Source organism: Flexivirga sp., assembly GCF_051955415.1.
Classification (GTDB): domain Bacteria; phylum Actinomycetota; class Actinomycetes; order Actinomycetales; family Dermatophilaceae; genus Flexivirga.
Genome location: NZ_JBQCGS010000019.1, coordinates 20287 through 43009, shown reverse-complemented (window position 1 = coordinate 43009; position 22723 = coordinate 20287). Strand labels below are relative to the sequence as shown.

Genomic DNA, 22723 nt, shown 5'->3' with positions numbered 1-22723 from the left:
GGTGCGGTCCCCGCCCCCACCCCCCCCCTTGTGGGGTGGGGGCGGCCCCCCCCCCCCCCGCCGCGCGGGCGCCCCCCCCCCCCCCCCCCGCCGGCCGCGCCCACCCCCCCCCCCCCCCGGGCCCGTGCCTGTCGTGCGGAGAATCGAACCCGAGGCTCAGCTCAGTCGCGGGTCAGGCGTCGGTGGGTGACGCGATGCGGACGAGCCGCCTCGGCGCCGAGGCGCTCCACCTTGTTCTCTTCGTATGACGCGTAGTTGCCCTCGAACCAGTACCAGTTCGAGGGGTCCTCGTCGGTGCCCTCGTAGGCCAGGATGTGCGTCGCGACCCGGTCCAGGAACCAGCGGTCGTGGCTGATGACGACCGCGCAGCCCGGGAAGTCGAGCAGGGCGTTCTCCAGCGAGCCGAGGGTCTCCACGTCGAGGTCGTTGGTCGGCTCGTCCAACAGCAGCAGGTTGCCGCCCTGCTTCAGGGTGAGCGCCAGGTTGAGGCGGTTGCGCTCACCACCGGAGAGCACGCCGGCCTTCTTCTGCTGGTCCGGGCCCTTGAAGCCGAACTGCGAGACGTAGGCGCGGGACGGGATCTCGACCTGGCCCACCTGGATGTGGTCGAGCCCGTCGGACACGACCTCCCACAGCGTCTTCTCCGGGTCGATGCCGGCGCGGCTCTGGTCGACATACGAGATGTCGACGGTCTCGCCGACCTTGACCGAACCGTCGTCCGGCTCCTCCAGACCCACGATGGTCTTGAACAGCGTGGTCTTGCCGACACCGTTGGGACCGATGACACCGACGATGCCGTTGCGGGGCAACGTGAACGACAAGCCATCGATGAGCACGCGGTCGCCGAAGCCCTTCCGGAGGTCCTTGACCTCGATGACCTGGGAACCCAGGCGCGGGCCCGGCGGGATCTGGATCTCCTCGAAGTCCAGCTTCCGGGTGCGCTCCGCCTCGGCCGCCATCTCCTCGTAGCGCGCCAGACGCGACTTGCTCTTGGTCTGGCGGGCCTTGGCGTTGGACCGGACCCACTCCAGCTCGGACTTCAGCCGCTTGGCCAGCTTGGCGTCCTTCTTGCCCTGGACCTGCAGGCGCTCCTGCTTCTTCTCCAGGTAGGTGGAGTAGTTGCCCTCGTAGGGGTAGAGCCGGCCGCGGTCGACCTCACAGATCCACCCCGCGACGTGGTCGAGGAAGTAGCGGTCGTGGGTGACCGCCAGGACGGCGCCGGGGTATGACGCCAGGTGCTGCTCGAGCCAGTTGACCGACTCGGCGTCGAGATGGTTGGTGGGCTCGTCCAGCAGCAACAGGTCGGGCTTGGACAGCAGCAGCTTGCACAGCGCGACCCGGCGGCGCTCACCGCCGGAGAGCACGGTGACGTCGGCGTCTCCAGGCGGGCACTGCAGCGCGTCCATCGCCTGCTCCAGCTGGGAGTCCAGATCCCACGCGTCAGCGGCGTCGATCTTCTCCTGGAGCTTGCCCATCTCGCCCATCAGGGCGTCGAAATCGGCGTCCGGCTGGGACATCTCCTCGGAGATCTCGTTGAACCGGTCGAGGTCGGCCTTGATCTGCCCGAGGCCCTCCTCGACGTTGCCGCGCACGTCCTTCTCCTCGTTCAGCGGCGGCTCCTGCAACAGGATCCCGACGCTGAAGCCGGGCGACAGGCGGGCCTCGCCGTTGGAGGGCTGGTCGAGGCCGGCCATGATCTTCAGGATCGTGGACTTACCGGCACCGTTGGGCCCCACGACGCCGATCTTCGCGCCGGGGTAGAAGGACATGCTGACGTCATCGAGGATCAATTTGTCCCCGACAGCCTTGCGCGCCTTGGTCATGGTGTAGATGAACTCGGGCATGCGGGTCAGGCTATCGGGGCAAGGCCGCGCCACCGAAATCGTCGTGCCGGAGCGTGCCGGTCCGTCAGTCAGCTCGCATGCTGCTCCACCAGCGGCCCGGTCGAGGCGGCCGGCAGGTCGTCGCCGTCCGCCGGGTCACCGGCGTCGACCACGTCGCTGGCTGCGCCACCCCACGGGTCGGTCATCGCCACCGCGTCGTCCGTGCGCCAGCTGGGCCGCTCCCCGCTGCCCGCGGTCGCGGCGAAGCCGGACCGCTGGTGCTGGCCGGGCACCTTCTGATAGGTCGAGATGCCGAAGCGCAGGTCGGGCCCGACGTTGATCGCCTCGATCTCCGGGGCGGAGCGGTTTTCACCGGTGGACGTCTGCCACTGGCTCATCCGCAAGATGCCGTGGACGAGCACGGGCATCCCCTTCTTCAGCGACTGCTGCACGTTGGACCCGACCGCGCGGAACGCCACGACCTTGTAGAAGGAGCTGCGGCCGTCGACATAACCGTTGCCGGCCTGGTCGCGGTAGAACTCGTTGACCGCGACCCGGAAGGTCGTGAAGTCGCCCTTGCCACTGGTGATCCGGTCCGGATCGGCCACCACGTTGCCGCAGATGGTCACCTTTGTCTCGTTCATGTCGAACCCCTGTCCGGCGTGCTCGCCCGGTCTGCCGATGCACGCCCTGCGCGTGCGTCGATGTGGACCTTCAGAGTGGGCTCGCGACGCGTCGGCAGGAAGACCGCCCGCGGACCGCTGTGGACGAGGCGTGGGTTGCCGCCGGGATGTGGACAGCGCTCAGCGGACCGCGGCGTCCAGCGCCTCGCGGGTCCGCCGATGGCATCGAAGCACCTGCGCGACCGGCTCGATGATCTGCTCTGCGCCCACGCCGGCGATCGCCGCGCGCAGCCGTGATCGCACCCGATCCGCGCGGCGTTCGGCTCCCCGGGTCGCCGCCCACCGGGAGATCAACGCCAGCAGCACGCCGGCGAGGACGCCGAAGACGAGCATCAGCAGCGGGATCGGCAGTCCCCACCATTGCGGCGCGGATGCGTCGACGTGCGTCATACCGAGCACGACGAGCAGACCGAGCCAGACCAGGCCGATCAGGGCGACCGCGGCGAACACCCACTGCAGGGCGGAGGCCACTGACCACCAGGCGGGCGGCTTGTCGTGCAGCTCGGTGCCGATGACGGCCTGGTCCAGCGCGTCGTGCAGGTGCTCGTCCCCGGGCGTCGCGGCCTCCTGCGCGGCCTCCGCCCACGCAGCGGGCAGACCCTCGGCAGCGCGCCGGCCCAGTTGGCGGGTCGCCACGTCGACCGCGGCACGCGCGGCCGGACCGGGCGGGGGCAGCGACGAGCGGCCGAGCGCCAGCTTGGCGCCCGAGCGGTTCAGGGTGTGTGCCTCGTCGAGGCGCAGCCGCCGCAGCGGCTCGGGGCGCAGCCGATGCACCCACCGGGTGAACGGCCAGCCACCGTGATGCTCGGCCTGGCGGCGGTAGTCACGGCGTACGGCGTCCACCACCGCCGGCACACCGGCGGCGCGGCACAACGCGTCGATCAGTGCGGAGTCGTCCTGGGAATCGAGGTCGGCCTCGGACGGCGCGACGCCGTGACGCAACGCCGTGGCCGCCGCCCGCACATCGGCCAGGAGCCGTTGTTCGGCCGCGTTGCGCTCGGCCACCACCGACCCGATCGTGCCCGCCAGATCGTCGACGCCGTAGCCCCGGACGGCGGACGTCGGCAGGATCGGCACGTCGGCCAGACCGTCGGCGGCCAGCAGCCGGTGCAGGTCGTCGATGCACTGCGAGATCTGCGCCCGATCGAGCCGGTCGACCTGGTTGAGCACCACCAGCGACACCGCGTCGTGGCCCGACAACCGCTTGACGTAGTCGTCGTGCAACACCGCGTCGGCATACTTCTGCGGGTCGGTGACCCACACGAAGACGTCGGCCAGCTCGATGACCCGGTCGGCCTCCGCGCGGTGCTGCGCGACCCGGGAGTCGAAGTCGGGCAGGTCGAGCAGCACCAGCCCGTTGAGCAGCTCCGCGCGCCGCGTCGTGCGCGGCACCTGATGGCGGGTGCCGACACCCAGCCAGTCGAGCAGGTCGCCGCTGGGTTCGTCGCCCCACATGGCCGCCGTCGGCACCGCGGTCGTCGGCCGGCGTGCGCCGATCCGCGACACCGGCTCCGCGACCAACGCGTTGAACAAGCTGGACTTGCCGCTGCCGGTGGCCCCGGCGAGCACCACGACGGTGCGCCCGCCCACCATGGCGCGTCGCGCCGGGATCTTGTCCAGCACCTGCCGTGCCGCGGTGACATCGGTGGCCGGCAGGTGGACGCCACCGACGGTCAACGCCTCGTGGAGGGAGTCCGCGCGTGCGGTGACATCCGCCCAGCTGACCTTCGGTGGCATGGTCGCCCCGCGCAACGACTCGCTCCTCATCATCGATCCGACTTCTGGTGAACAGGGCGGCCGTCCGCCGCCCGGACCTCGTCCATGGCCGCGCGCAGCTCGCCGGCCGATGCGCAGCTCGGCGCGATCTCGGTCAGCACGTCGTCGAAGCGGTCGCGCTGGCCGTCATACAGTTCCTCGGCGCGAGCCAGCAGCCGGGTGCGTGCCTTGCGCGCGAGGGTGCGCACCGCCTGGTCGCCGAAGACCGCCTCCAGCAGCCGCTGCGCCAGCACCGCCGAGCCGCCGGCGATGCCGACCTCCGCACCGGTCAATCCGGCAGTCGCCGAGAAGACCACCAGCATCAGCAACACGGCGATCCCGTTGACGCCGAAGGCCAGGAATCGCGCCGTGGTGCGCTTGCCACCGGCTTCCTCGCGCACCATCGCCAACACGTCGTCCTGCCAGGCCCGCACCAGCTTCTCCGTATCGGCGGCGAAACCCGTTGGGACCGAAGACAACTCGGGATGTGCCTGCACCAGCTCCGCTCCCCCGGGTGTATGGCGCCACTGCCGCGCCACGGTGATCGCGGCGCTCTCGCCGTGCGCCTGCAACAGCGCGGCCACCCCGGTCTGCAGGGCCGCACCGAGGTCGTCGGCGGGCTGCCGCGTGCGAGCGCGCAACACCGAACCCACTCGGTCGCGCAGCCGGCTGACACCCGCTTCGAGCTGCCGGAACACCTCACCGGTGCCGACGAACTCCTGCCACCGGGCCAGCACCTCACCGCGCAGCAGCGTGCCGTCCGCCATACCCTCGGCAACGCCCGCCAGGGCGGCGGCATACCCGTCCCGGGCGATGGTGTGCAGCTCGTCGCGCGCGTCGTCCTGGGCACCGAGCGCCGCGACCAGGTCGGCGGCGCGGCTGTCGAGCGACTCGAGCGCACCCTGCAGGGTGCGGCGGATCACGATGCTGCGCGCGTGCTGATCGGCCGCCAGCGACGCCAGCCAGCCGTTGATGCGCTCCACCTCCACGGCAGGCAACAGGCCGTCCGGCCCGAGCTCGGACTCGGCGATCGCGAAGACCGGCGACTGGCCCAGACCCTGCTCCATCAGCATGGTGGCGAAGTCGGCGCGCACCTCCTCCATCGCGTCCAGCGGCACCCGGTCCAGCACCACCGCGACCGACGTGCCGCGCCGGATCGCCTGGTGCAGGAGGTCCCACGGCACGGCGTCGGCATACCGCATCGCCGTGGTCACGAAGATCCACAGGTCGGCTGCCGACAGCAATTGCCGGGCGAGGTCGCGGTTGGCGGAGACGACCGAGTCGATGTCGGGTGCGTCCAGCAGAGCCAGCCCCTGGGGCACGTCACCGGCGACCAGGCGCAGCGTGCCCGGATCGCTGTCCTCCGGCTGCTCACCCGTCAGCCGGGCCAGCCCGGGCAGTACCCGCGGCCCGGTGAACCACCGGGCGTCGGCCGGGTGGTGGATCAGCGTGGACGCCCGCGTCGTGGGCCGCAGCACGCCGCTCCTGGTGACGACCTCGCCGACCAGCGAGTTGACCAGCGTGGACTTGCCCGCGCCGGTCGACCCACCGACGACCGCCAGCAGCGGTGCGTCCAGCGCCGACGCGCGCGGCAGGATGTAGTCGTCCAGCTGAGCGAGCAACTCCGCCCGCTCCCGACGGACCTGATCGACGCCGGTCAGTTGCAAGGGGTATGCCGTCGCATCGACCCCGCGCCGCAGCGACTGCAACGCGGCCAGCAATCGAGCACCATCGACGTCGTCCGACACGTCCACATAATTTCGTGGCCGTGTCCGCGACTCAACTTGGCCCGCCGCGGTGCGCCGGATCACTGCTCTGCCGCGGCCGCAAACCAGCAGCAAGCTGATGAGTGCACCCCCGTCGGCGGCTCGCCCGACCTCGTACCTCGATCGCCCGAGCCGCCTGTTACTTCTGCCGCGGCCGCGAACCAGCAGCAAGCTGCTGTTTGCACCCCCGGCAGGACTCGAACCTGCGACCTAGACATTAGAAGTGACTTGCTCTATCCAACTGAGCTACGGGGGCAAGGGTCCGCAGATTACCGGAATAGGGTTGATCGACGCCCGGCTGTCTGTCCTCGCACCTACCGTTGCCACATGGCGCACCACACAAAGGACAAGGGCGACTTGGGTACTGCAAAGGCCCACGCCGACCTCGTTGCGTCCGGCTTCACTGTCTTGTTCCCCGCCACTGAGCACGCCCCGTTCGATCTGGTGGCGTACCGGCATGGGGAGTTTCATCGTGTCCAAGTCAAATACCGATCGTCACGCGCTGGCGCCATCTCGGTCAACTTCCGCTCCGTGTGGGCCGATCGGCATGGCACCCACACGAAACGAATCTACAAGTCAGAGATCGACTACGTCTGCATTTACTGTCCCGAAACCGACGAGTGTTACTACATCCGTCCGGACGATCATCAGCAATCGGTTACGCTGCGCGTGGTTCCGAGTCGAAACGCACAGCGTAAGCGCGTCCTCGAAGCCGCACGCTTTCGCCACTTCGGAGTACCAGACCCAGCTGTACCCGAGGCCAATCGTCCGTCGCCGATAGTGGCGAGTGGCGTTGACAACGAACCGATCACCCACTCGACCAGTCAGCAGCCTTCCGCGAGCAGCCGCCGCACCTCCACGTTCGAGGTCTGATCGAAGGCGATGTATGCCGCTCCGACAGCGGTGAAGTCGCGCGGCTGCCGGGGACAGATCACCTCGTCGGCCTCCGTCGCCAGTGCGGCGCATACCTCCGGCGGACCGACCGGAGCGGCGAGGACCAGCCGCGCCGGCCCCTGCCGCTGTATGACGCGAGCCGCCACCCGCATGGTGGCGCCGGTCGCGAAGCCGTCGTCGACCAGGACCACGGTGCGGCCGGCCACCGCCACCGCAGAGCGACTCCCCCGATACGCCTGCTCCCGGCGGCGCAGCTCCGCCGTCTCGGCGTCGTGTACGGCAGCGAACTCCACGTCCGCCACGCCGGCCCGCCGGATCACCGCCGTGTTGCGGACGGTCTCGACGCCTGCACCAGCACCGGCGATGGCGCCCATCGCCACCTCCGGGCGGCGGGGCAACCCGAGCTTGCGGACCACCAGCACGTCCAGCGCTGCGCCCAACCGTTCGGCGACGACGGCTGCGACCGGCACCCCACCACGCGGCAGCCCCAGGACGACGACGTCCGGACGGCCGGCATACGCGGTCAGCCGGCCGGCGAGATCCGTCCCGGCCGCCACCCGGTCGGCATACGGCGGGTGCGGGTGCCTGCTCCAGCCGGCCACGGACCACTCCTGCCGCGAGACGTCACGAGACCGTCAATCCCCGGTCCTCGTAATAACGGTAGAGCGCGGTGTCCAGGAAGCGCACCCGCAGCAGATCCACGAGTTCCAGCAGGTGCCCTTCGGACTCGGCGACCGCTGCGCTGGAGTCGCCGCGGTCGATCCGGGCGCGGACCATCGCCAGTTCGCTCGCGACGTCCTGGAGTTGGTGCATCTCCCGGCGCGCTTGCCGCCCACCGTGACGGTCGGCCCAGGCGAGCGCATAGCGGCGTTCCTTGATCGAGGACAACATGACGACTTCCGGCATCGAGAGCCGCCCGGCATCGACATACACACCGAGTTCACGGCGGATCAGCGTGGCCTCGTGCTTGCGCGCCAGCACGATGAGCGTCACGAACGCGACGAAGAGCGGCAGCTGCAGCAACAGGTAGAAGACCAACCAGCCGTGCTGGGACAGCACGGCGCCGAGGTTCCACACCCCGTGCAGGGTCACCGCGCAACACCATCCGGCCACGGGCGCGGCAACCCGCAGCCGCCGGTGCGGCGTCGTGGCGGCGATGCCGATCCCGATGCCGGTGCACACGGTGAACATCGGGTGGGCGAACGGGCTCATCACCACCCGCACCACGAACGTCGCCAGCAACCCCTGGTCACCCGAATGCGCATAGCCGGAAGCGAGGTAGACCACGTCCTCGACCGCCGCGAAGCCGGCCGCGGTGAGGCCGGCATACACGATGCCGTCGACGACACCGTCGATCTCCCGCGGGCGGAACAGCAGCAACACCAACGGTCCGAGGCCCTTCATCGACTCCTCGACGACCGGTGCCACCCACACCGCGGCCGGCGGATGGGTGCTGCTCACCGGGTCGATGAGCATCGAGCCGACGTTGTTGAGCACGGCCGCGCTGAAGGTCGCGATGCACGCGCCCCACAGCACCGCGAAGACCAGCATTCCGGCCGGCTCCCGTTCGAAGCGGTCCAGCCACAGGAAGACCGGGACGACCACACCGAGCACGACCAGCGACAGCACCAGCCCGACGCCTGTTGCGACCACACCCGACTGGTCGTCGATCAGCACCAGCATCCCCAGGCCGCCGAGCACGAAGCAGATCGCGATCAGGGCGACGATCAGCCACCGACGCAGCGCGGGACGCCGATCGGGGCGAGGAGCGGGCAGCACGGGGGCACTGTATGCCGACAGCGCGGCCTCGCCCACCGATGCCCGCTGTCGATCCCTACAGTGAGCGGGTGAGCGAAGACAAGGCACGCACCGACCGGATCGTCTGGATCGACTGCGAGATGACCGGATTGAGCCTGACCGACGACGCGTTGATCGAGGTCGCCGCGTTGGTCACCGACTTCGAGCTGAACCAGCTCGGCGACGGGGTGGACGTCATCATCAAACCGCCGCAGGCGGCGCTGGAGCAGATGAACGACTTCGTCCGGGAGATGCACACCAGGAGCGGTCTGCTCGAGGAGCTGGCCGGCGGGGTATCGATGGCCGAGGCCGAGCAACAGGTGCTGGACTACGTGCGGCAGTTCGCCGCTGAGGAGGCCAAGTGGCCGCTCGGCGGCAACACCGTCAGCACCGACCGCGGCTTCCTCGCCCGGGACATGCCGCAGCTGGAGTCGCACCTGCACTACCGGATCATCGACGTGTCCTCGATCAAGGAGCTGTCGCGGCGGTGGTACCCGCGCGCCTACTTCAACGCGCCGGCCAAGTCCGGCGGCCACCGGGCGCTCGCCGACATCCGCGAGTCGATCGAGGAACTGCGCTACTACCGGGAGGCCGTCTTCGTGCCGCAGCCCGGCCCGGACAGTGACACGGCCAAGGCGATCGCGGCGAAGTACCGCGCCGGTGACTGACCCTGTCACGACCACTCCCGGGGAGCAGGTACGATAGTCCGCGCTGCCTCCGAGAGGCGGTCATGGTGGGTGTAGCTCAGCTGGTAGAGCGTCGCGTTGTGGTCGCGAATGTCGCGGGTTCAAGTCCCGTCACTCACCCCCATCCGCAAGGACCCCGGCCTGTGCAGGCCGGGGTCCTTGCCTGTTCCGGACCGGTGATCGCCGACGGCCCGGTCGGCTGGTCAGTGAGACGTCAGGGACACCGTCTCCCACGCGACGCCCCGGGTCTCGGTCGGCGCCAGGCAGGTCAGGCGGGCGGCAGGCTGCGCGAAGGAACGCACCACGGCCGTCACCCGGGCCGGTAACGGCGCCGCGCACTCCAGCGTGACGGTCCATCGGTCCCGGTCACGCCGCGCCGACGTCACCTGTATGGCGTGTCTGCCGGCCGGGCCCCAGCGCCGCAGCACCACGACGACGGCGTACTGCGCGGGCGCGGACAGGTCGCAATAGCCGCGGAGATGGTCGGCCGCGACCAGGCCGTCGCGCAGCTGGCGGACGGCGGCCGGCGCCGTGGTCGCGGTGACCTCACCGAAGTAGATGCCGTCCGGCGCGACCAGCAGGTTGCCCGCGTAACGGTCCCCGCCGACGTGGCTGCACTCCCAGGTGTGGTCGGGCCATTCGGCAGCCAGGGCGGTGGCCACGGGCCGGCCGCGGATCGCGCAGCAGGCGTCGTGGATGCCGTGCGTGCACACCAGGTAGACCGGCGGCAGCCCGACCGTGCCGGCGCGATCGATGGCCGCGACGATGCCGCGCAGACCTGACGGGTCGGACCAGCTGCCCCACTGCTGTCGGTGGCGGCCGTCAGCGTCATACCGCAGGACGGCCCAGGCGAACTCAGGCGGGCGCGGGCGGCGTCCGTGCCGGCGGATGAGCAGGATGCGCAGGCCGGCGGCCAGCGCCGCCTGCCGGACCTCGCCGATCACGTCGCCGGGCAGCGGGAGTTCGGCGAAGCCGCCGAAGGGCCACGGTCCCGGGTGCTCGACCAGCACCCAGCCGTGTGCCCGTGCCGCGGTGCCGGCCGGGTCGTCGTGCCGGTCTCGAGCGGCGGTCGCGCAACGGAACGCCGCCGGGCGGCTCACGGCTGCGTCGGCAGCGCCACCCCGGCGCGCAGCAGCCGCTGCGCCAGGCCGAGACCGACCTCCGATGCGGTCCGCGGCTGCCCGTCGAGCAGGGTGCGGACGGCCGCCAGCTCGGCTTCGTCCAGGTCCAGCCATCCCACGCGGGTGTGCAGTCGGGTGCCGTCGAGTGCGGTGGCCAGTCCGGCCCGTAACCGGATCGTCGACCGCTCGTCCAGCGAGTCGATCGCGGCCTGCTGGGCCAGCGGCCCCAGTGGCGCCGGCCGTCCCTGCCCTTGGCGGGCACGCCGGAAGGCCGGGCGCGGGTCGGCTTCGTCGAGTGCGGCCAGGAGTTGTGTGCGCACCGCCGCCACCACGTCGTCCGGGCCGTCGACACCCAGCGGTAGGGATTGGCGAGCGTCCGGGTCGTCGCGCAGCCGGGCGAGCGCGTCCTGCATCAGTTGCTCGGCGACGGCGTATCGGGTCCACACGTGCACCCCGAGGGTGAGGTGGACGGAGACCTGGTCCTGCGCCTCGGCGGCGTGCAGCCAGCCGCGCGGCAGGTAGAGGCAGTCGCCGGGCTGCAACACCGTGTCGATGATCGGCTCGCGGCGCGCCGCTTCGGCTACCTCGGCGCGGCGGTCGGTCCAGGGCTGGTCCCGCAGTGGGGCCGGGTGCACCGGCTCGTGGATGATCCAGCGCTTGCTGCCCTCGATCTGCAGCACGAAGACGTCGTGGACGTCGTAGTGGTCGTCGAAACCGCGGTTCTGCCGCGGCGTGATGTAGGCGTTGGCCTGCACCGGGTGGCCCAGCTCGGTCGCCAACCGGCGGGTGAAGTCGCCGATCGGTCCCCAGGTGCGCTGCAGCGCCTGCAGCACGATGGTCGCTCCGTCGGCGAACTGTCGCCATACGGCGGTGTCGTCGACCTGGTCCGCGATCGTCGCGCCCACACCGGCCGGAGCCGTGAAGCTGCGCTCGGGCAGCGTGCCACCGTCCTTGGCGAGCCGGAGGAACGGCGTGCGCAGCCCGCGGCGGGACAGCAGCTCGTCCACCGCAGCGGTGGAGAAGAGGTCGCCGAAGTCGCTCGCGCCGCGGGTCAGCAGCGCCTTGCGCGACCAGTGCTCCTCGGCGAACTCCTGCAACGGTATGCCGAGCAAACGGGTTTGAGCGACCCCGGCACCGAGACCGGTGCCGGGGTCGTCGTCATAGCGGCGGGCAGTGCTCAACTGTCGTTGCCCGCCCCGCCGTCGGCGCCACCGTCCTGCACACCCGAGGTGCCCGATGCGCCACCGTCGGCCGGACCCTCCTGGCCCGCACCACCGTCAGCGCCGCCGTCCTGCACACCCGGTCGGCCGTCGGCACCACCGTCGGCGGGGCCCTCCTGGAACGGATCCTGCGTGGAATCAGTCATGCATCCTCCTGCGAATCTCGCGGCCCGCGCAGGGGCCGTGTGCGTGCGAGCACCGGCTCGCGACGGCGTCAGGCCGACACCGCCACCTCCTGTCTACCCCAACTGACCCGGAGTCAAAAAGGGCTGCGGAGGGCCGATTCACTGTGCGCGTCGTCTCGGATGCAGCGTGAACCACCGATCGCGCCGATCCTGCTGATCCTGCTCGATCTCGGTGCGCAGCGCCGACGGTCCGGGTGACGTGGCGCTGCGGTGATGCTTGGGCGCGGGTCGGTCGGTCGATCGGGGCGACCGGACCGCCTCGGCGTGCTTGTCGGCCAGCTCCGCCTCGTATGCCGCGCGCCGCGCCTGACGCTCGGCGAGAACCTCGTCCCGCTGCGGCGTCTCGGGCGGCGCGAACTTCGCACGCACCTTCGCCACCGACGCCCACCGCTGCTCGCGGGTGACGTAGGACTCCTTGATCTTGATCTCCCGGGCGGCCTCGGCCTCGCGCTGCGCCGCGCGGCGCGCTGCCTTGGCCCGTTGCCGGTCGAGTCGGTCGCGCACCCGGCGCGCCTTCTGCGACTTCAGCAGCCACGTATCGCGGCGCCGCAAGCGCGCCTCCTCGATGGCGGCCTGTTCCTCGGCGTCCACGGCCATCGCACCCACCTCTTCATCGCTGGTGATCTCGTCGCGTGGCACCGTCGCATCACGCGGCCCCACCAGTCCAGTACTACCCGATCGCTGTGACGTGCTGGCCTCCCCCACCAGCTGGGCCGCGCGCCCGGCGGCCAGCGCGGCGCGACCGTAGAGGTAGGGGTCGTCGGCCGCCTCGCGCATCGACTCCAGCCGCAGTTCGTGCGCTGCGTCGTACTGCTTGGCGAGCTTGAGGTCGAGCTTGGCGAACTGCGAGTCGTCCTTGGGCGGCAACAGGATGATGTCCTCCGCCGGCAGACCGGACTTGAGCTGGCGGGTGCGCAACAGTTCGGCGTCGACCTCCGCACCGAACAGCACCGCGAGGTTGGTGATCCACAGCCACAACAGGAAGATGATCGCGTTGGCGAAGATGCCGTAGGTCTTCTGGTAGCTGGCACCGTGGCTGAGAGTGATGTAAACACCCAGCGCGATCGATGCCAACAGCCAGACGACGAAGCCGATGAGCGCACCCCAGGTGAAGAGGTCCTTCTTGGTCTTCTGCACGTTGGGCGCTGCCCAGAAGAGCATGCCGATGATCAGCACGACGATGAAGATCACGAACGGCCATTTAGCCCAGTCCCACACGGTGACCGCGGTCTGGCCGAGCCCGACGGCGTCGCCCACCTGCTGGGCGACCGAGCCCGTCGTGACGATGGCGAAGATCACCACGAGGATCAACACCACCTCGATGGCGGTGACCAGCAGCAGGGACGCCTTGAGCCTGATCGTCGAGCGGCCCTCGCGGACGTCATACATCTTGTTGGCGGCCTTGCTGAACGCCTGCACGTAACCCGATGCGGAGTTCAGGGCGAGCAGCACGCCGATGACGAACGCGATCGCGCCGCCGCCCTGGGTCGTGATGTGCTCGATGAAGGTCTTGATCGTGCCGAGCGACTTGTCGTGCGGCGACTTGCCGACGATGGCGGCCAGCTTGTCGACGACGTTGTCGGCCGTCTCCTTCCCGTTGCCGAAGAGATTCAGCAGCGACAGGACCGCGATGATCCCGGGGAACAGCGACTGCATCGACCGGTAGGTCAGCGCCGCGGCCAGATCGGTGCATCCGTCCATGCCGAACTTGCTGACCGCGCGTTTCAGCGCGATCTTCCAGTCCGCCTTCGCGGTGACGTCCGGTATGTCCTTCGGACGCTCGACTTCTTCGTCTTCCAACAGCAGCAGTGACATCCGTGGAGTCCTTCGGTCGGGGCCAGAGACGTGCATCGACGAATATGCATCGGCAGACAGCGTCGACAACTGGATCGACTTGGCAACCTAGCGGCTGCAACCCTCGATTTCATTTCTGCCGGTCGTCCCTGCTATGTTTTTCCACGCACCGAGGCGCTCATGCCCGGTGACACCGGGCGCCATTAGCTCAATTGGCAGAGCAGCTGACTCTTAATCAGCGGGTTCGGGGTTCGAGTCCCTGATGGCGCACCAGCACACTCCGGATCGCCTTGCGGTCCGGAGTGTTTCGTTGTCCGCCGACCCGACACCCTGTTACCCCGCTCACATGCTGGACGGGGCCGCGTAGCAGACTGTCCGGCGTGCGTGCACTTGCGAAGACAGGAGCCCGACCGGGCTTGGAGTTGATCGACGCACCGGAGCCGACCGCCGGCCCCGGCGAGGTCAAGATCAAGGTATGGCGGGCGGGCCTGTGCGGCACCGACCTGCACCTGGAAGGCTGGGACGACTGGGCCGCGGCCACCGTCGAGCCACCGTTGATCATCGGACACGAGTTCTTCGGTGAGGTCGTCGACGTCGGCCCCGGGGTCACCAGCGTGGAGGTCGGCCAGCGGGTCTCCGGCGAGGGGCACGTCGTGTGCAACGAGTGCCGCAACTGCCGGGCCGGCCGCCGCCAGCTGTGCATCCGCACCAGCTCGGTGGGTGTCAACCGCAACGGCGCCTTCGCCGACTACGTCGTCATACCGGCCTCCAACGTGTGGGTGCAGCCGGCCGACCTGGATCCCGACGTCGGTGCGATCTTCGACCCGTTCGGCAACGCCACCCACACCGCGCTGTCCTTCCCGATCGCCGGCGAGGACGTGCTGGTCACCGGAGCCGGGCCGATAGGCGTCATGGGCGCAGCCATCGCCAAGCACGTCGGTGCCCGGTATGTCGTGGTGACCGATGTCAGCGATTACCGGCTCGAGCTGGCCAAGGCGGCCGGCGCCGACCGGGTGGTCAACGTCGCCCGCGAACGCATCGCCGACGCGCAGGCCGACCTGGGCATGCGCGAAGGTTTCGACATTGCCCTGGAGATGTCCGGAAACCCTTCCGCGGTCAGCGAACTCATCGACAACATGAACCACGGTGGCCGCATCGCGATGCTCGGCCTGCCCGGTGACCCGTTCGCCATCGACTGGGGCAGGGTGATCACTCACATGCTGACCATCAAGGGCATCTACGGCCGCGAGATGTACGACACCTGGTACGCCATGAGTGCGATGCTGCAGTCCTCGCCGGCGCTGGCCGACGCCGTGCACTCGGTCATCACCCACCGCTTCCCCGCCGAGCAGTGGCAGGACGCGTTCAACGCCGCCCGGTCGGGCGAGTGCGGCAAAGTCGTCATGGATTGGAGCTAGGAGATGTACGCCAACAAGGACGCGCTCGTCGCGACGCTGCAGGAGATCGACGACGCCGGACTGACCAAGCACGAGCGCGAGCTGTCCACGCCGCAGTCGGCGAAGGTGCAGACCGCCGGCACCGACGCACTGAACTTCTGCGCCAACAACTACCTCGGCCTCGCCGACCACCCCGACGTCGTGGCCGCGGCCCGGGATGCCCTGCAGCAGTGGGGTTTCGGTATGGCGAGCGTGCGCTTCATCTGCGGCACGCAGACCCAGCACCGGGACCTCGAGCGACAGATCGCCCACTTCGTCGGCACCGACGACGCGATCCTCTACTCGTCCTGCTTCGACGCCAACGGCGGCATCTTCGAGGTGCTCTTCGGGGCAGAGGACGCGATCATCTCGGACGAACTGAACCATGCGTCGCTGATCGACGGCATACGACTGTCCAAGGCCAAGCGCTTCCGTTACCACAACGCCGACATGACCGATCTGCGCGCGCAGCTGGAGGCAGCGCAGGCCGCGGGCGCGCGCCATACGGTGATCGTCACCGACGGCGTCTTCTCGATGGACGGCTACTACGCGCCGCTGGCCGAGATCTGTGATCTGGCCGAGGAGTTCGGCGCGCTGGTGATGGTGGACGACTCGCACGCCGTCGGCTTCGTCGGCGAGGACGGCCGCGGGACACCCGAGCACTGCGGCGTCATCGACCGGGTCGACATCGTGACCGGCACGCTCGGCAAAGCGCTCGGCGGCGCCTCCGGCGGCTACGTCGCGGCGCACCAGGAGATCGTCGACCTGCTGCGGCAGCGGTCACGGCCCTATCTGTTCTCCAACGCGGTCGCCCCGTCGGTTGTCGCTGGTTCGATGAAGGCCCTTGAGATCGCTGGCAACTCGCGCGCGCAGCGCGAGAAGCTGAACGCCAATACGGTGCTCTTCCGGACCATGATGACGGAGGCCGGCTTCGAGGTGTTGCCCGGCAGTCACCCGATCACCCCAATCATGTTCCCCGGCGAGGACGGTGCCCGGCAGGCGGCGCAGATCGCCGATGCCATGCTCCGCCGCGGCGTCTACGTGATCGCGTTCTCCTACCCGGTGGTGCCGCAGGGCAGGGCGCGCATCCGTGTGCAGCTGTCCGCGGCGCACAGCGAGGACGACGTGCGGGCCTGCGTGCGAGCGTTCGAGGAAGGCCGCGCCGAGGTACTCGGCTGACTACAAGTAGAGCCCGGTGCTGCCGGTCTCGACGCGCTGCGCGGCGACGGCGTGCAGATCACGCTCCCGCAGCAGCAGGTAGGTGCGGCTCTGCAGCTCGACCTCGGCCCGGTCTTCGGGGTCGAACAGCACCCGGTCGCCGATCTTGACCTGCCGCACGTGCTGGCCGACCGCGACGACCTCGGCCCAGGCGAGCCGCTTCCCCACCGAGGCGGTCGCGGGTATGACGATGCCGCCGCCGGACTTGCGTTCGCCGCCGTCGCCGTCGGCGGACACCAGCACCCGGTCGTGCAGCATCTTGATGGGCAGATTGCCCGCTGCGGGCTCAGCCACGTGCGCGGCGCAGGATGCCCAGGGTGAGCAGCACCACGGCGACGCCGCCCAGCGCCATACCGAGCTTCTGGGTGTCCAGCTGACCGTCCGGAGTGTGGGTGAAGCCGCCGACCTTGAGCTTGACGTCCTCGACCTGGCGCTTGGCGAGCTCCTTGGGCTGTGCGCGGAACGCCAACTCGTCGATGGTGCCGGCCAGCCGCTCGCGCGTCGCCGCGAGGTCCGCCTCGATGTCCTTGGCGGAACGCGTGGCGGGTTTCGCGGGGGCCTTGTCAGCCATGGTGTCTCCTCGGCTCGAAGTTCGTTCGGCACGGTCGCGCCGCGTGTGTCGGGCTCGCCTGAGACGATAACGGATGACGAACGACATTCGCACCGGCCCACACGTGGGCGGAAGCTTCCAGGAGGTCACAGGGATGGCTCGACTCGAGATCGGCGACCAGGCGCCGGAGTTCACACTCACCTCGGACAGCGGGAAGGAGGTCTCGCTCAGCGACTTCCGTGGCACACACCTGGTGATCTTCTGCTACCCGGCCGCGATGACGCCCGGCTGCACCAAGGAGGCGTGTGACTTCCGTGACTCCCTGTCCACCCTGCAGGGTGCCGGTTACGACGTGATCGGCATCTCCCCCGACCAGCCCGAGAAGCTCGCGAAGTTCGTCGAGAAGGAATCACTCACCTACCCGCTGCTCGCCGACCCGGACAAAGCGGTCCTGGAGGCCTATGGGGCGTATGGCGAGAAGAAGCTCTACGGCAAGACCGTCGTGGGTGTGATCCGGTCCACGATCGTGGTCGACCCGGAGGGCAAGGTCGAGCTGGCCCGGTACAACGTCAAGGCCACCGGGCACGTCGCGTCGCTGTCCAAGGCGCTGAAGCTCGGATGAGCGGGCGTCGCGAGCGATCGATGGGCACAGGCCGGATGCAGCATCCGAGGCAGGAGGCAGCTGCATGAGCAATCTGTCCCGTTGGGAGCAGGGGCACCACGGTTACGGCGCACGGTTCGCACAGCTGCTTAAGGACGGTGTCGACATCACCGGTGAGGCACGGCTGGCGGACGTCCTGCTGCCCCGGTCCGGCACGGTGCTGGACGCCGGCTGTGGGATGGGCCGGATCGCCGCCGCCCTCGAGGCGGCCGGACACGACGCTTATGGGGTCGACCTCGATGCCGAACTGCTCGCCCAGGCCGGCCGGACCTACCCCGCGCTGCCCGTGGCGCAGGTGCGACTGGAGGACGTCAGTCCCGATTCCCTTGCCGCCCAGGAGTTTCCCTCGTCATACGACCTCATCGTGTGTGTCGGCAACGTGCTGACGTTCCTCGCCGAGGACTCCGAACGCGCCGTCCTGGCGGCATTGCGCACCGTCGTGACACCCGAAGGTCGCCTGCTCGTGGGCTTCCACCAGGACGGTGGTTCCGGTCGGCGCAGCTACCCTGCCGCGGAGTTCATCGCCGACGCGGAGGCCGGTGGCTGGCGGCTCGAGTCGCGCTACGCGACCTACGACCTGCGACCCGAGCCGGGTGACGACGAATTCTTCGTCGGGATACTGCGCGCGGCATGACGGGGCCGACACCCTAGACTCGTGCGCCGAGCGGCCGTAGCCCAACTGGCAGGAGGCACGGGTTTTAGGTACCCGACAGTGTGAGTTCGAATCTCATCGGCCGCACGTCGCGCGGAGCTCGTCGAGCATCTGCGGCATCGCACCCATGCCGATCGAGAGATGCCCTTCTCCTTCGAGCAGGTGCGCCGTGGCGTCCGGCACATTCGCGGCCAGCCACTGGCCGTGCGCGAACGGCACCATCAGGTCGGCACTCCCCTGCCAGACGAACGTCGGCACGCAGATCGATCCGAGGTCGAAGCCCCACGGGACGGTGAACGCCAGGTCGTCGTCCGCCCAGCCGTCGACGCCGTTCTTCAGCGCCTCCCGGAAGTTGGCGGCCATCTCCTCGCCGGCCTCGTCGGTGATCTGCTGCCGATCCACCTCCGGCAGCAACGTACTCAGTTCGCTGAGGATCGCCGCCGGGGTGGCGTTCTTCAACTCCTCGCGCATACCGTCCAGCAGCGGTCGCAGCTCGGGCTCGCCGTCGAGGGCCGCTCCGAACTCCTCGATGTTGCCCTCGCCCATACCGGCGAGGAAGTCCAGCCCCGCGGCGTCGTACGGCGCCACACCCGCGATGGACAGCACGCCGGTGATGCGCTCGGGCAGCAGGGCGCCGGTTGCGAGGGCGTGCGGGCCACCACCGGACCAGCCGGCCGTCATCGCCTTCTCGGCACCCAGATGGTCCAGGATCGCTGCCACGTCGCCCGCGATGTCGGCGACGGTGCGTCCTGGGCGTCGCGACGAATCGCCATACCCAGCGCGGGAATACGTCACCAGCCGGAGCCCACGCTCGGCAGCCTGCTCCACCATCTTCCGCCGTGGCAGCACCGAGCCCGGAGTGCCGTGATGAAAGACGAGGACGGGGCCGTCATCGGGCCCGCTGACCTGTATGTCGAGGGAGCGGCCGTCGGGAAGTGAGATGGAAGTCATGGGACCAGCGTGCCATGCAGCAGCCGGCGCCGTACCGCGACCGCTGCACGTAGAGTGCGCCCCCATGAGCACACCGATCGACCGCCCGCGCGACGTCTCCCCCATCCTCGAGGCGGTCGTCCTGCCGGTGCGGGCAGGCCAGGAGGAAGAGTTCGAGCGGGCCTTCGCCGCCGCGGTGCCGATCATCAGCAGACAGAAGGGATTTCGCGACCTTCGACTGACGCGCTGCGTCGAGCGACCGAACGAATACCTGCTCCAGGTGCAGTGGGAGCAGCTCACCGATCACACCGTCGGGTTCCGGGAGTCGGACGACTACCAGCTGTGGCGCGCGTCGCTGCACCACTTCTACGACCCGGTGCCGGCCGTCGACCACTTCGTCGACGTGTTGCGCGGCTGACCGAGACCTACGGATCGCACCGAGTGGTCAACGGATGTCGCCGGACGGCCATCTCGCGACATCCGTCGACCTCTCGGTGACTTCAGCGCACGGTCACCGAGATCGAGTGGTACCCGGTGGACCCGTCCGGTGCCGGCGGGGCGAAGGCAGCGATCTGGACCTTGCCGTCACCGTCCACCGCCCGCACGGTAAGAGTGTGGTGACCGGAGGTCGCCTGCCACGAAAAGACCCACTGGCGCCATACATCCGCGTTGGCGGCGGCGCCGAGCCGGGCGTCCTGCCACGCGCCGTCATCGACTTTCACCTGCACCTTCGAGATGCCCACGTGCTGGTGCCAGGCGACGCCCGCGACCGCGACGGTGCCGGCGTCGAGTTTGGCGCCGCCGTGGGGTACGTCGATCCGCGAGGACGTCTTCACCGGTCCCCGCGGCGACCAACCACGGGGAGTCCAGTAGCCCTGGTCCTGCTGATAGGTCGTGACCTTCAGCTCGGTGAGCCACTTGGTCGCGGAGACGTAGCCGTAGAGACCGGGCACCACGAGGCGCACCGGGAAACCGTGCTCGGCCGGCAGGGCCTGCCCGTTCATCGCCACCGCGATGAGGGCGTTGCGGTCGTCGGTCATCGCCTCGATCGGCGTGCCGGCGGTGAATCCGTCCACGCTGCGCGACAGGACCATGTCCGCACCGTCGCGCACGCGCGCCTCGGCGAGCAGTTCGCGCACCGGCCAACCGGTCCACACGGCGTTGCCGTTGAGGTGGCCACCGACCTCGTTGGAGACGCACATCAGGGTGACCATCGCCTGCTGCATCGGCTTGGACAACAAGGTCTGCCAGTCGATCTCGAGATCGTGGTCGACCATCCCGGTGACCCGCAGCCGCCACGAGTTCGGGTCCACCTGCGGCACCACCAACGCCGTGTCGATGCGGTAGAAGTCGCTGTTCGGAACGATGTATGGCGTCACGCCGGGCACACCCACCGACGCACCCGGCGGCGGCGTCACCGGCTGGGGCACCCGGGGCACGACGAACGCATCGCGCGCTGCCTGCACGGCCCGGGCGCCGTTGCCCCATGCCCGGCCCACCGACCCGAGCAGGACCGCGACAACGGCGGCTCCGGCACCGAGCAGCACCGGACGACGGCCTGCTCCGGCCCTCGGCCGATCCCCCGGGCCCGCGGCGGCAGCACCGCCGGCGGCGGCCGCCGGCAGCAACACCCGCTCGCGCCACAGATGCAGCGTCGCCAGACCGGCCACGGCACCCACCAGCAATGGCACCAGATCGGCGGCGCCGGCGTGCGGGCGGGAGGTGACGGCCGCCGCAGCGACCCCGATCAGCACGATGAAGAGCACGAGCGCGGCGGTGAATCGACGCGGCAGCAGCCAGCCGATGAGGAGACTGAGCAGTACCAGCACGACGGCGATCCCGCCGAGGAGCACATGCTTGTCGTTGGTGCCGAACGTGTCGATGGCCCAGGTCTTCAGCCACGGCGGCGTCCGGTCGATGAAGGCGCCGCCGACGGCGAGCACCGGTGACGGCGTGCCGTCACTCCAGCCCTGACGCAGCAACACCCCGGCCAGGAACTCGGCGCACCCGACGGTCACCAGACCGGCGATGAAGCCGCCCAGGGCCGAGAGCCGGCCGCGGCCGGACGACCCCGGCTGCGCCGGCTGCATCGTTTCGACGTATTCCTTGACCACGTGTCCATCGTCGCACCGGCCGCTGTGAAGCCCTAGCGCGTCAACAATTCGGTCAGGTCGGCCCGCAGCGCACGCAGCGCGTTGCCACGGTGCGAGATGGCGTTCTTCTCCGCATCGGTCAGTTCGGCAAGCGACCGCCCGTCGGGCAACTCGAAGATCGGGTCGTAGCCGAATCCGTTGTCCCCGCGCTGGTCTCGCGTCAGCCGTCCGTGAACCTCGCCGAACCGCGAACGCTGCGTGCCGTCCGGGAGAGCGAGCACGACGCAGCAGACGAACTTCGCGGTCAGCCGCTCCACGGCGACGTCGGTGGTCTGCGCCAGGAGCAGGTCGATGTTGGCCTGGTCGGCACCGTGCGTGCCGGCCCAGAGCGCGGAGAACACACCCGGGCAGCCGCCGAGTATGTCGACGGCGAGACCCGAATCGTCAGCGATGGCGGGCAGTCCGGTCGCCTTTGCCACGGCCTGCGCCTTCAGCGAGGAGTTCTCCAGGAAGGTGACGCCGCTCTCGACGACTTCTCCGACGTCCGGGAACGACGCGACCGAGACGACCTCGACACCGATCAGCTCGGGCGTCTCGGCGACGAGTTGCCGCATCTCGCGCAGCTTGCCCTCGTTGCGGGTGGCCAGGACGACCGTGCGGTCGCTCATCGCCGACGCTCCCGGGCCGGAGCGGCCAGCGCCTGCTGCTGGAGGGACGTCAGGTCCCCGATGCCCTTTTCGGCCAGCGCGAGCAGCGTGTCGAGCTCGCCACGGTCGAAGGGCTTGCCCTCGGCGGTGCCCTGCACCTCCACGAAGCCGCCCTCGCCGGTCATCACGACGTTCATGTCGGTCTCGGCGGTCGAGTCCTCCGGGTAGTCCAGGTCGAGCACCGGGCGGCCCTTGACGATCCCGACGCTCACCGCGGCGATCGACCCGGTCAGCGGCTGCGCCTTCGGCGCCAGCAGACCGCGGTCGCGGGCATCGGCGATGGCGTCGGCCAGCGCGACATACGCGCCGGTGATCGAGGCGGTGCGCGTGCCGCCATCGGCCTGCAGCACATCGCAGTCGAGCACGATCGTGTTCTCGCCGAGCGCCTTGGTGTCGATGACGGCGCGCAGCGAGCGCCCGATCAGGCGGGAGATCTCGTGGGTGCGACCGCCCACCTTGCCTTTGCGCGACTCACGACTCGAGCGCGTGTTGGTCGAGCGCGGCAACATCTCGTACTCCGCGGTCACCCAGCCGGTGCCCTGCCCGGCCAGCCAGCGCGGCACGCCCGCCGTGAACGACGCCGCGACCAGGACCCTCGTCTTGCCGAACTCCACCAGCACGCTGCCCTCGGCGTGGTCCAGCCAGTTGCGGGTGATCCGCACCTCGCGCAACTGGTCGGGGGCACGGCCGTCATGTCGGGTCACGTCGTCACTCATGCAAGCAAGGGTAGGAGGAGGACGGCGTGCGGCGGC

At 69.7% G+C, this 22723-nt stretch carries 23 protein-coding genes and 4 tRNA genes; 10 read left to right on the top strand and 17 right to left on the bottom strand.

Translation table 11 applies throughout. The annotated features are described in order from the left end of the window. Positions 1–161 precede the first annotated feature (161 nt). The 5 genes from ettA to ACTHL4_RS03570 all read right to left on the bottom strand — a co-directional run bounded on the left by ettA (position 162) and on the right by ACTHL4_RS03570 (position 6283). The gene (gene ettA, locus ACTHL4_RS03590; protein ID WP_440281363.1) at positions 162–1844 is read right to left on the bottom strand and encodes an energy-dependent translational throttle protein EttA; all 1683 of its coding nucleotides are present in this window, start codon (positions 1842–1844) and stop codon (positions 162–164) included. A 68-nt stretch (positions 1845–1912) separates the two neighbouring features. Further along, positions 1913–2467 carry a single-stranded DNA-binding protein gene (locus tag ACTHL4_RS03585; RefSeq protein WP_440281362.1) on the bottom strand — a complete coding sequence of 185 codons (555 nt, stop codon included), beginning with the start codon at positions 2465–2467 and terminating at the stop codon, positions 1913–1915. 159 nt (positions 2468–2626) lie between these two features. Continuing rightward, on the bottom strand, positions 2627–4276 hold the full coding sequence (locus ACTHL4_RS03580; RefSeq protein WP_440281361.1) for a GTPase: 1650 nt from the start codon (positions 4274–4276) through the stop codon (positions 2627–2629). Further along, positions 4273–6009 carry an ABC transporter gene (locus tag ACTHL4_RS03575; protein WP_440281360.1) on the bottom strand — a complete coding sequence of 579 codons (1737 nt, stop codon included), beginning with the start codon at positions 6007–6009 and terminating at the stop codon, positions 4273–4275. Before ACTHL4_RS03575 ends, ACTHL4_RS03580 begins: the two co-directional genes overlap by 4 nt. 200 nt (positions 6010–6209) lie before the next feature. Then, positions 6210–6283 (bottom strand) — tRNA-Arg (locus ACTHL4_RS03570). 71 nt (positions 6284–6354) lie between these two features. On the opposite strand from ACTHL4_RS03570, the gene ACTHL4_RS03565 reads away from it, so the two are divergent. After that, positions 6355–6900, top strand: a complete 546-nt coding sequence (locus tag ACTHL4_RS03565; protein ID WP_440281359.1) for a group I intron-associated PD-(D/E)XK endonuclease — start codon at positions 6355–6357, stop codon at positions 6898–6900. Here ACTHL4_RS03565 and ACTHL4_RS03560 read toward each other — a convergent pair. Both ACTHL4_RS03560 and ACTHL4_RS03555 read right to left on the bottom strand, forming a co-directional pair. Beyond that, the gene (locus tag ACTHL4_RS03560) at positions 6852–7523 is read right to left on the bottom strand and encodes a phosphoribosyltransferase (RefSeq protein ID WP_440281358.1); all 672 of its coding nucleotides are present in this window, start codon (positions 7521–7523) and stop codon (positions 6852–6854) included. The two genes, ACTHL4_RS03565 and ACTHL4_RS03560, sit on opposite strands and share 49 nt — an antisense overlap. A gap of 22 nt (positions 7524–7545) precedes the next feature. Beyond that, the gene (locus ACTHL4_RS03555) at positions 7546–8700 is read right to left on the bottom strand and encodes a PrsW family intramembrane metalloprotease (protein WP_440281357.1); all 1155 of its coding nucleotides are present in this window, start codon (positions 8698–8700) and stop codon (positions 7546–7548) included. A gap of 38 nt (positions 8701–8738) precedes the next feature. On the opposite strand from ACTHL4_RS03555, the gene orn reads away from it, so the two are divergent. Further along, on the top strand, positions 8739–9386 hold the full coding sequence (gene orn / locus ACTHL4_RS03550; protein ID WP_440281356.1) for an oligoribonuclease: 648 nt from the start codon (positions 8739–8741) through the stop codon (positions 9384–9386). A gap of 64 nt (positions 9387–9450) precedes the next feature. Beyond that, positions 9451–9528: transfer RNA gene (locus ACTHL4_RS03545), tRNA-His, on the top strand. Between the two features lie 79 nt (positions 9529–9607). On the opposite strand, the gene ACTHL4_RS03540 is transcribed toward ACTHL4_RS03545, so the two are convergent. The 4 genes from ACTHL4_RS03540 to ACTHL4_RS03525 all read right to left on the bottom strand — a co-directional run bounded on the left by ACTHL4_RS03540 (position 9608) and on the right by ACTHL4_RS03525 (position 13745). After that, positions 9608–10504, bottom strand: coding sequence for a sucrase ferredoxin (locus tag ACTHL4_RS03540; RefSeq protein ID WP_440281355.1), 897 nt, complete (start codon positions 10502–10504; stop codon positions 9608–9610). After that, on the bottom strand, positions 10501–11706 hold the full coding sequence (locus ACTHL4_RS03535) for a cupin domain-containing protein (RefSeq protein WP_440281354.1): 1206 nt from the start codon (positions 11704–11706) through the stop codon (positions 10501–10503). The genes ACTHL4_RS03540 and ACTHL4_RS03535 overlap by 4 nt, the downstream gene beginning before the upstream one ends. Next, on the bottom strand, positions 11703–11891 hold the full coding sequence (locus tag ACTHL4_RS03530; protein ID WP_440281353.1) for a hypothetical protein: 189 nt from the start codon (positions 11889–11891) through the stop codon (positions 11703–11705). The genes ACTHL4_RS03535 and ACTHL4_RS03530 overlap by 4 nt, the downstream gene beginning before the upstream one ends. A gap of 138 nt (positions 11892–12029) precedes the next feature. Next, entirely contained in the window at positions 12030–13745 is a 1716-nt protein-coding gene (locus tag ACTHL4_RS03525) for a YihY/virulence factor BrkB family protein (protein WP_440281352.1), read from the bottom strand. Positions 13746–13921: 176 nt separating this feature from the next. On the opposite strand from ACTHL4_RS03525, the gene ACTHL4_RS03520 reads away from it, so the two are divergent. The 3 genes from ACTHL4_RS03520 to ACTHL4_RS03510 all read left to right on the top strand — a co-directional run bounded on the left by ACTHL4_RS03520 (position 13922) and on the right by ACTHL4_RS03510 (position 16339). Next, positions 13922–13997: transfer RNA gene (locus tag ACTHL4_RS03520), tRNA-Lys, on the top strand. A 107-nt stretch (positions 13998–14104) separates the two neighbouring features. After that, on the top strand, positions 14105–15142 hold the full coding sequence (tdh, locus tag ACTHL4_RS03515) for an L-threonine 3-dehydrogenase (RefSeq protein WP_440281351.1): 1038 nt from the start codon (positions 14105–14107) through the stop codon (positions 15140–15142). A gap of 3 nt (positions 15143–15145) precedes the next feature. Further along, positions 15146–16339, top strand: coding sequence for a glycine C-acetyltransferase (locus tag ACTHL4_RS03510; protein ID WP_440281350.1), 1194 nt, complete (start codon positions 15146–15148; stop codon positions 16337–16339). Here the strand turns inward: ACTHL4_RS03510 and ACTHL4_RS03505 are convergent, their stop codons facing one another. Beyond that, positions 16340–16636: a GroES family chaperonin gene (locus ACTHL4_RS03505; protein ID WP_440281366.1), complete on the bottom strand. Its 297-nt coding sequence runs from the start codon at positions 16634–16636 to the stop codon at positions 16340–16342. Between the two features lie 28 nt (positions 16637–16664). Next, positions 16665–16949 (bottom strand): DUF3618 domain-containing protein, encoded by a 285-nt coding sequence (locus tag ACTHL4_RS03500; RefSeq protein WP_440281349.1) that lies wholly within the window; start codon positions 16947–16949, stop codon positions 16665–16667. A gap of 133 nt (positions 16950–17082) precedes the next feature. Here ACTHL4_RS03500 and bcp point away from each other — a divergent pair, with 133 nt between their 5' ends. From bcp to ACTHL4_RS03485, 3 genes are all read left to right on the top strand, one after another. Further along, a complete protein-coding gene (gene bcp / locus ACTHL4_RS03495; protein ID WP_440281365.1) occupies positions 17083–17550 on the top strand; it encodes a thioredoxin-dependent thiol peroxidase in 468 nt (155 codons plus the stop codon). A 64-nt stretch (positions 17551–17614) separates the two neighbouring features. Further along, on the top strand, positions 17615–18223 hold the full coding sequence (locus tag ACTHL4_RS03490) for a class I SAM-dependent DNA methyltransferase (protein WP_440281348.1): 609 nt from the start codon (positions 17615–17617) through the stop codon (positions 18221–18223). Between the two features lie 30 nt (positions 18224–18253). Further along, positions 18254–18328 (top strand) — tRNA-Leu (locus tag ACTHL4_RS03485). Here ACTHL4_RS03485 and ACTHL4_RS03480 read toward each other — a convergent pair. Beyond that, entirely contained in the window at positions 18317–19192 is an 876-nt protein-coding gene (locus ACTHL4_RS03480; RefSeq protein ID WP_440281347.1) for an alpha/beta fold hydrolase, read from the bottom strand. The genes ACTHL4_RS03485 and ACTHL4_RS03480 overlap by 12 nt on opposite strands. Positions 19193–19256: 64 nt before the next feature. Between ACTHL4_RS03480 and ACTHL4_RS03475 the strand changes: the two genes are divergently transcribed. Next, a complete protein-coding gene (locus ACTHL4_RS03475) occupies positions 19257–19589 on the top strand; it encodes an antibiotic biosynthesis monooxygenase family protein (RefSeq protein WP_440281346.1) in 333 nt (110 codons plus the stop codon). Between the two features lie 82 nt (positions 19590–19671). On the opposite strand, the gene ACTHL4_RS03470 is transcribed toward ACTHL4_RS03475, so the two are convergent. Genes ACTHL4_RS03470 through rph form a run of 3 tightly spaced genes read right to left on the bottom strand, consistent with a single transcriptional unit; the run spans position 19672 to position 22687 of the window. After that, complete coding sequence (locus ACTHL4_RS03470; protein WP_440281345.1) at positions 19672–21285, bottom strand: molybdopterin-dependent oxidoreductase; 1614 nt, start codon at positions 21283–21285, stop codon at positions 19672–19674. A gap of 32 nt (positions 21286–21317) precedes the next feature. Next, entirely contained in the window at positions 21318–21932 is a 615-nt protein-coding gene (gene rdgB / locus ACTHL4_RS03465; RefSeq protein ID WP_440281344.1) for an RdgB/HAM1 family non-canonical purine NTP pyrophosphatase, read from the bottom strand. Beyond that, the gene (rph, locus tag ACTHL4_RS03460; RefSeq protein WP_440281343.1) at positions 21929–22687 is read right to left on the bottom strand and encodes a ribonuclease PH; all 759 of its coding nucleotides are present in this window, start codon (positions 22685–22687) and stop codon (positions 21929–21931) included. Before rph ends, rdgB begins: the two co-directional genes overlap by 4 nt. Positions 22688–22723 lie beyond the last annotated feature (36 nt).

Bases quoted from the DNA above. Each gene is read 5' to 3' on its own strand.
- ettA (WP_440281363.1), bottom strand. From the start codon at position 1,844: ATGCCCGAGTTCATCTACACCATGACCAAGGCGCGCAAGGCTGTCGGG.
- ACTHL4_RS03585 (WP_440281362.1), bottom strand. From the start codon at position 2,467: ATGAACGAGACAAAGGTGACCATCTGCGGCAACGTGGTGGCCGATCCG.
- ACTHL4_RS03580 (WP_440281361.1), bottom strand. From the start codon at position 4,276: ATGATGAGGAGCGAGTCGTTGCGCGGGGCGACCATGCCACCGAAGGTC.
- ACTHL4_RS03565 (WP_440281359.1), top strand. From the start codon at position 6,355: ATGGCGCACCACACAAAGGACAAGGGCGACTTGGGTACTGCAAAGGCC.
- orn (WP_440281356.1), top strand. From the start codon at position 8,739: ATGCCCGCTGTCGATCCCTACAGTGAGCGGGTGAGCGAAGACAAGGCA.
- ACTHL4_RS03530 (WP_440281353.1), bottom strand. From the start codon at position 11,891: ATGACTGATTCCACGCAGGATCCGTTCCAGGAGGGCCCCGCCGACGGT.
- ACTHL4_RS03525 (WP_440281352.1), bottom strand. From the start codon at position 13,745: ATGTCACTGCTGCTGTTGGAAGACGAAGAAGTCGAGCGTCCGAAGGAC.
- ACTHL4_RS03510 (WP_440281350.1), top strand. From the start codon at position 15,146: ATGTACGCCAACAAGGACGCGCTCGTCGCGACGCTGCAGGAGATCGAC.
- ACTHL4_RS03505 (WP_440281366.1), bottom strand. From the start codon at position 16,636: ATGCTGCACGACCGGGTGCTGGTGTCCGCCGACGGCGACGGCGGCGAA.
- ACTHL4_RS03500 (WP_440281349.1), bottom strand. From the start codon at position 16,949: ATGGCTGACAAGGCCCCCGCGAAACCCGCCACGCGTTCCGCCAAGGAC.
- bcp (WP_440281365.1), top strand. From the start codon at position 17,083: ATGGCTCGACTCGAGATCGGCGACCAGGCGCCGGAGTTCACACTCACC.
- ACTHL4_RS03490 (WP_440281348.1), top strand. From the start codon at position 17,615: ATGAGCAATCTGTCCCGTTGGGAGCAGGGGCACCACGGTTACGGCGCA.
- ACTHL4_RS03480 (WP_440281347.1), bottom strand. From the start codon at position 19,192: ATGACTTCCATCTCACTTCCCGACGGCCGCTCCCTCGACATACAGGTC.
- ACTHL4_RS03475 (WP_440281346.1), top strand. From the start codon at position 19,257: ATGAGCACACCGATCGACCGCCCGCGCGACGTCTCCCCCATCCTCGAG.
- rdgB (WP_440281344.1), bottom strand. From the start codon at position 21,932: ATGAGCGACCGCACGGTCGTCCTGGCCACCCGCAACGAGGGCAAGCTG.
- rph (WP_440281343.1), bottom strand. From the start codon at position 22,687: ATGAGTGACGACGTGACCCGACATGACGGCCGTGCCCCCGACCAGTTG.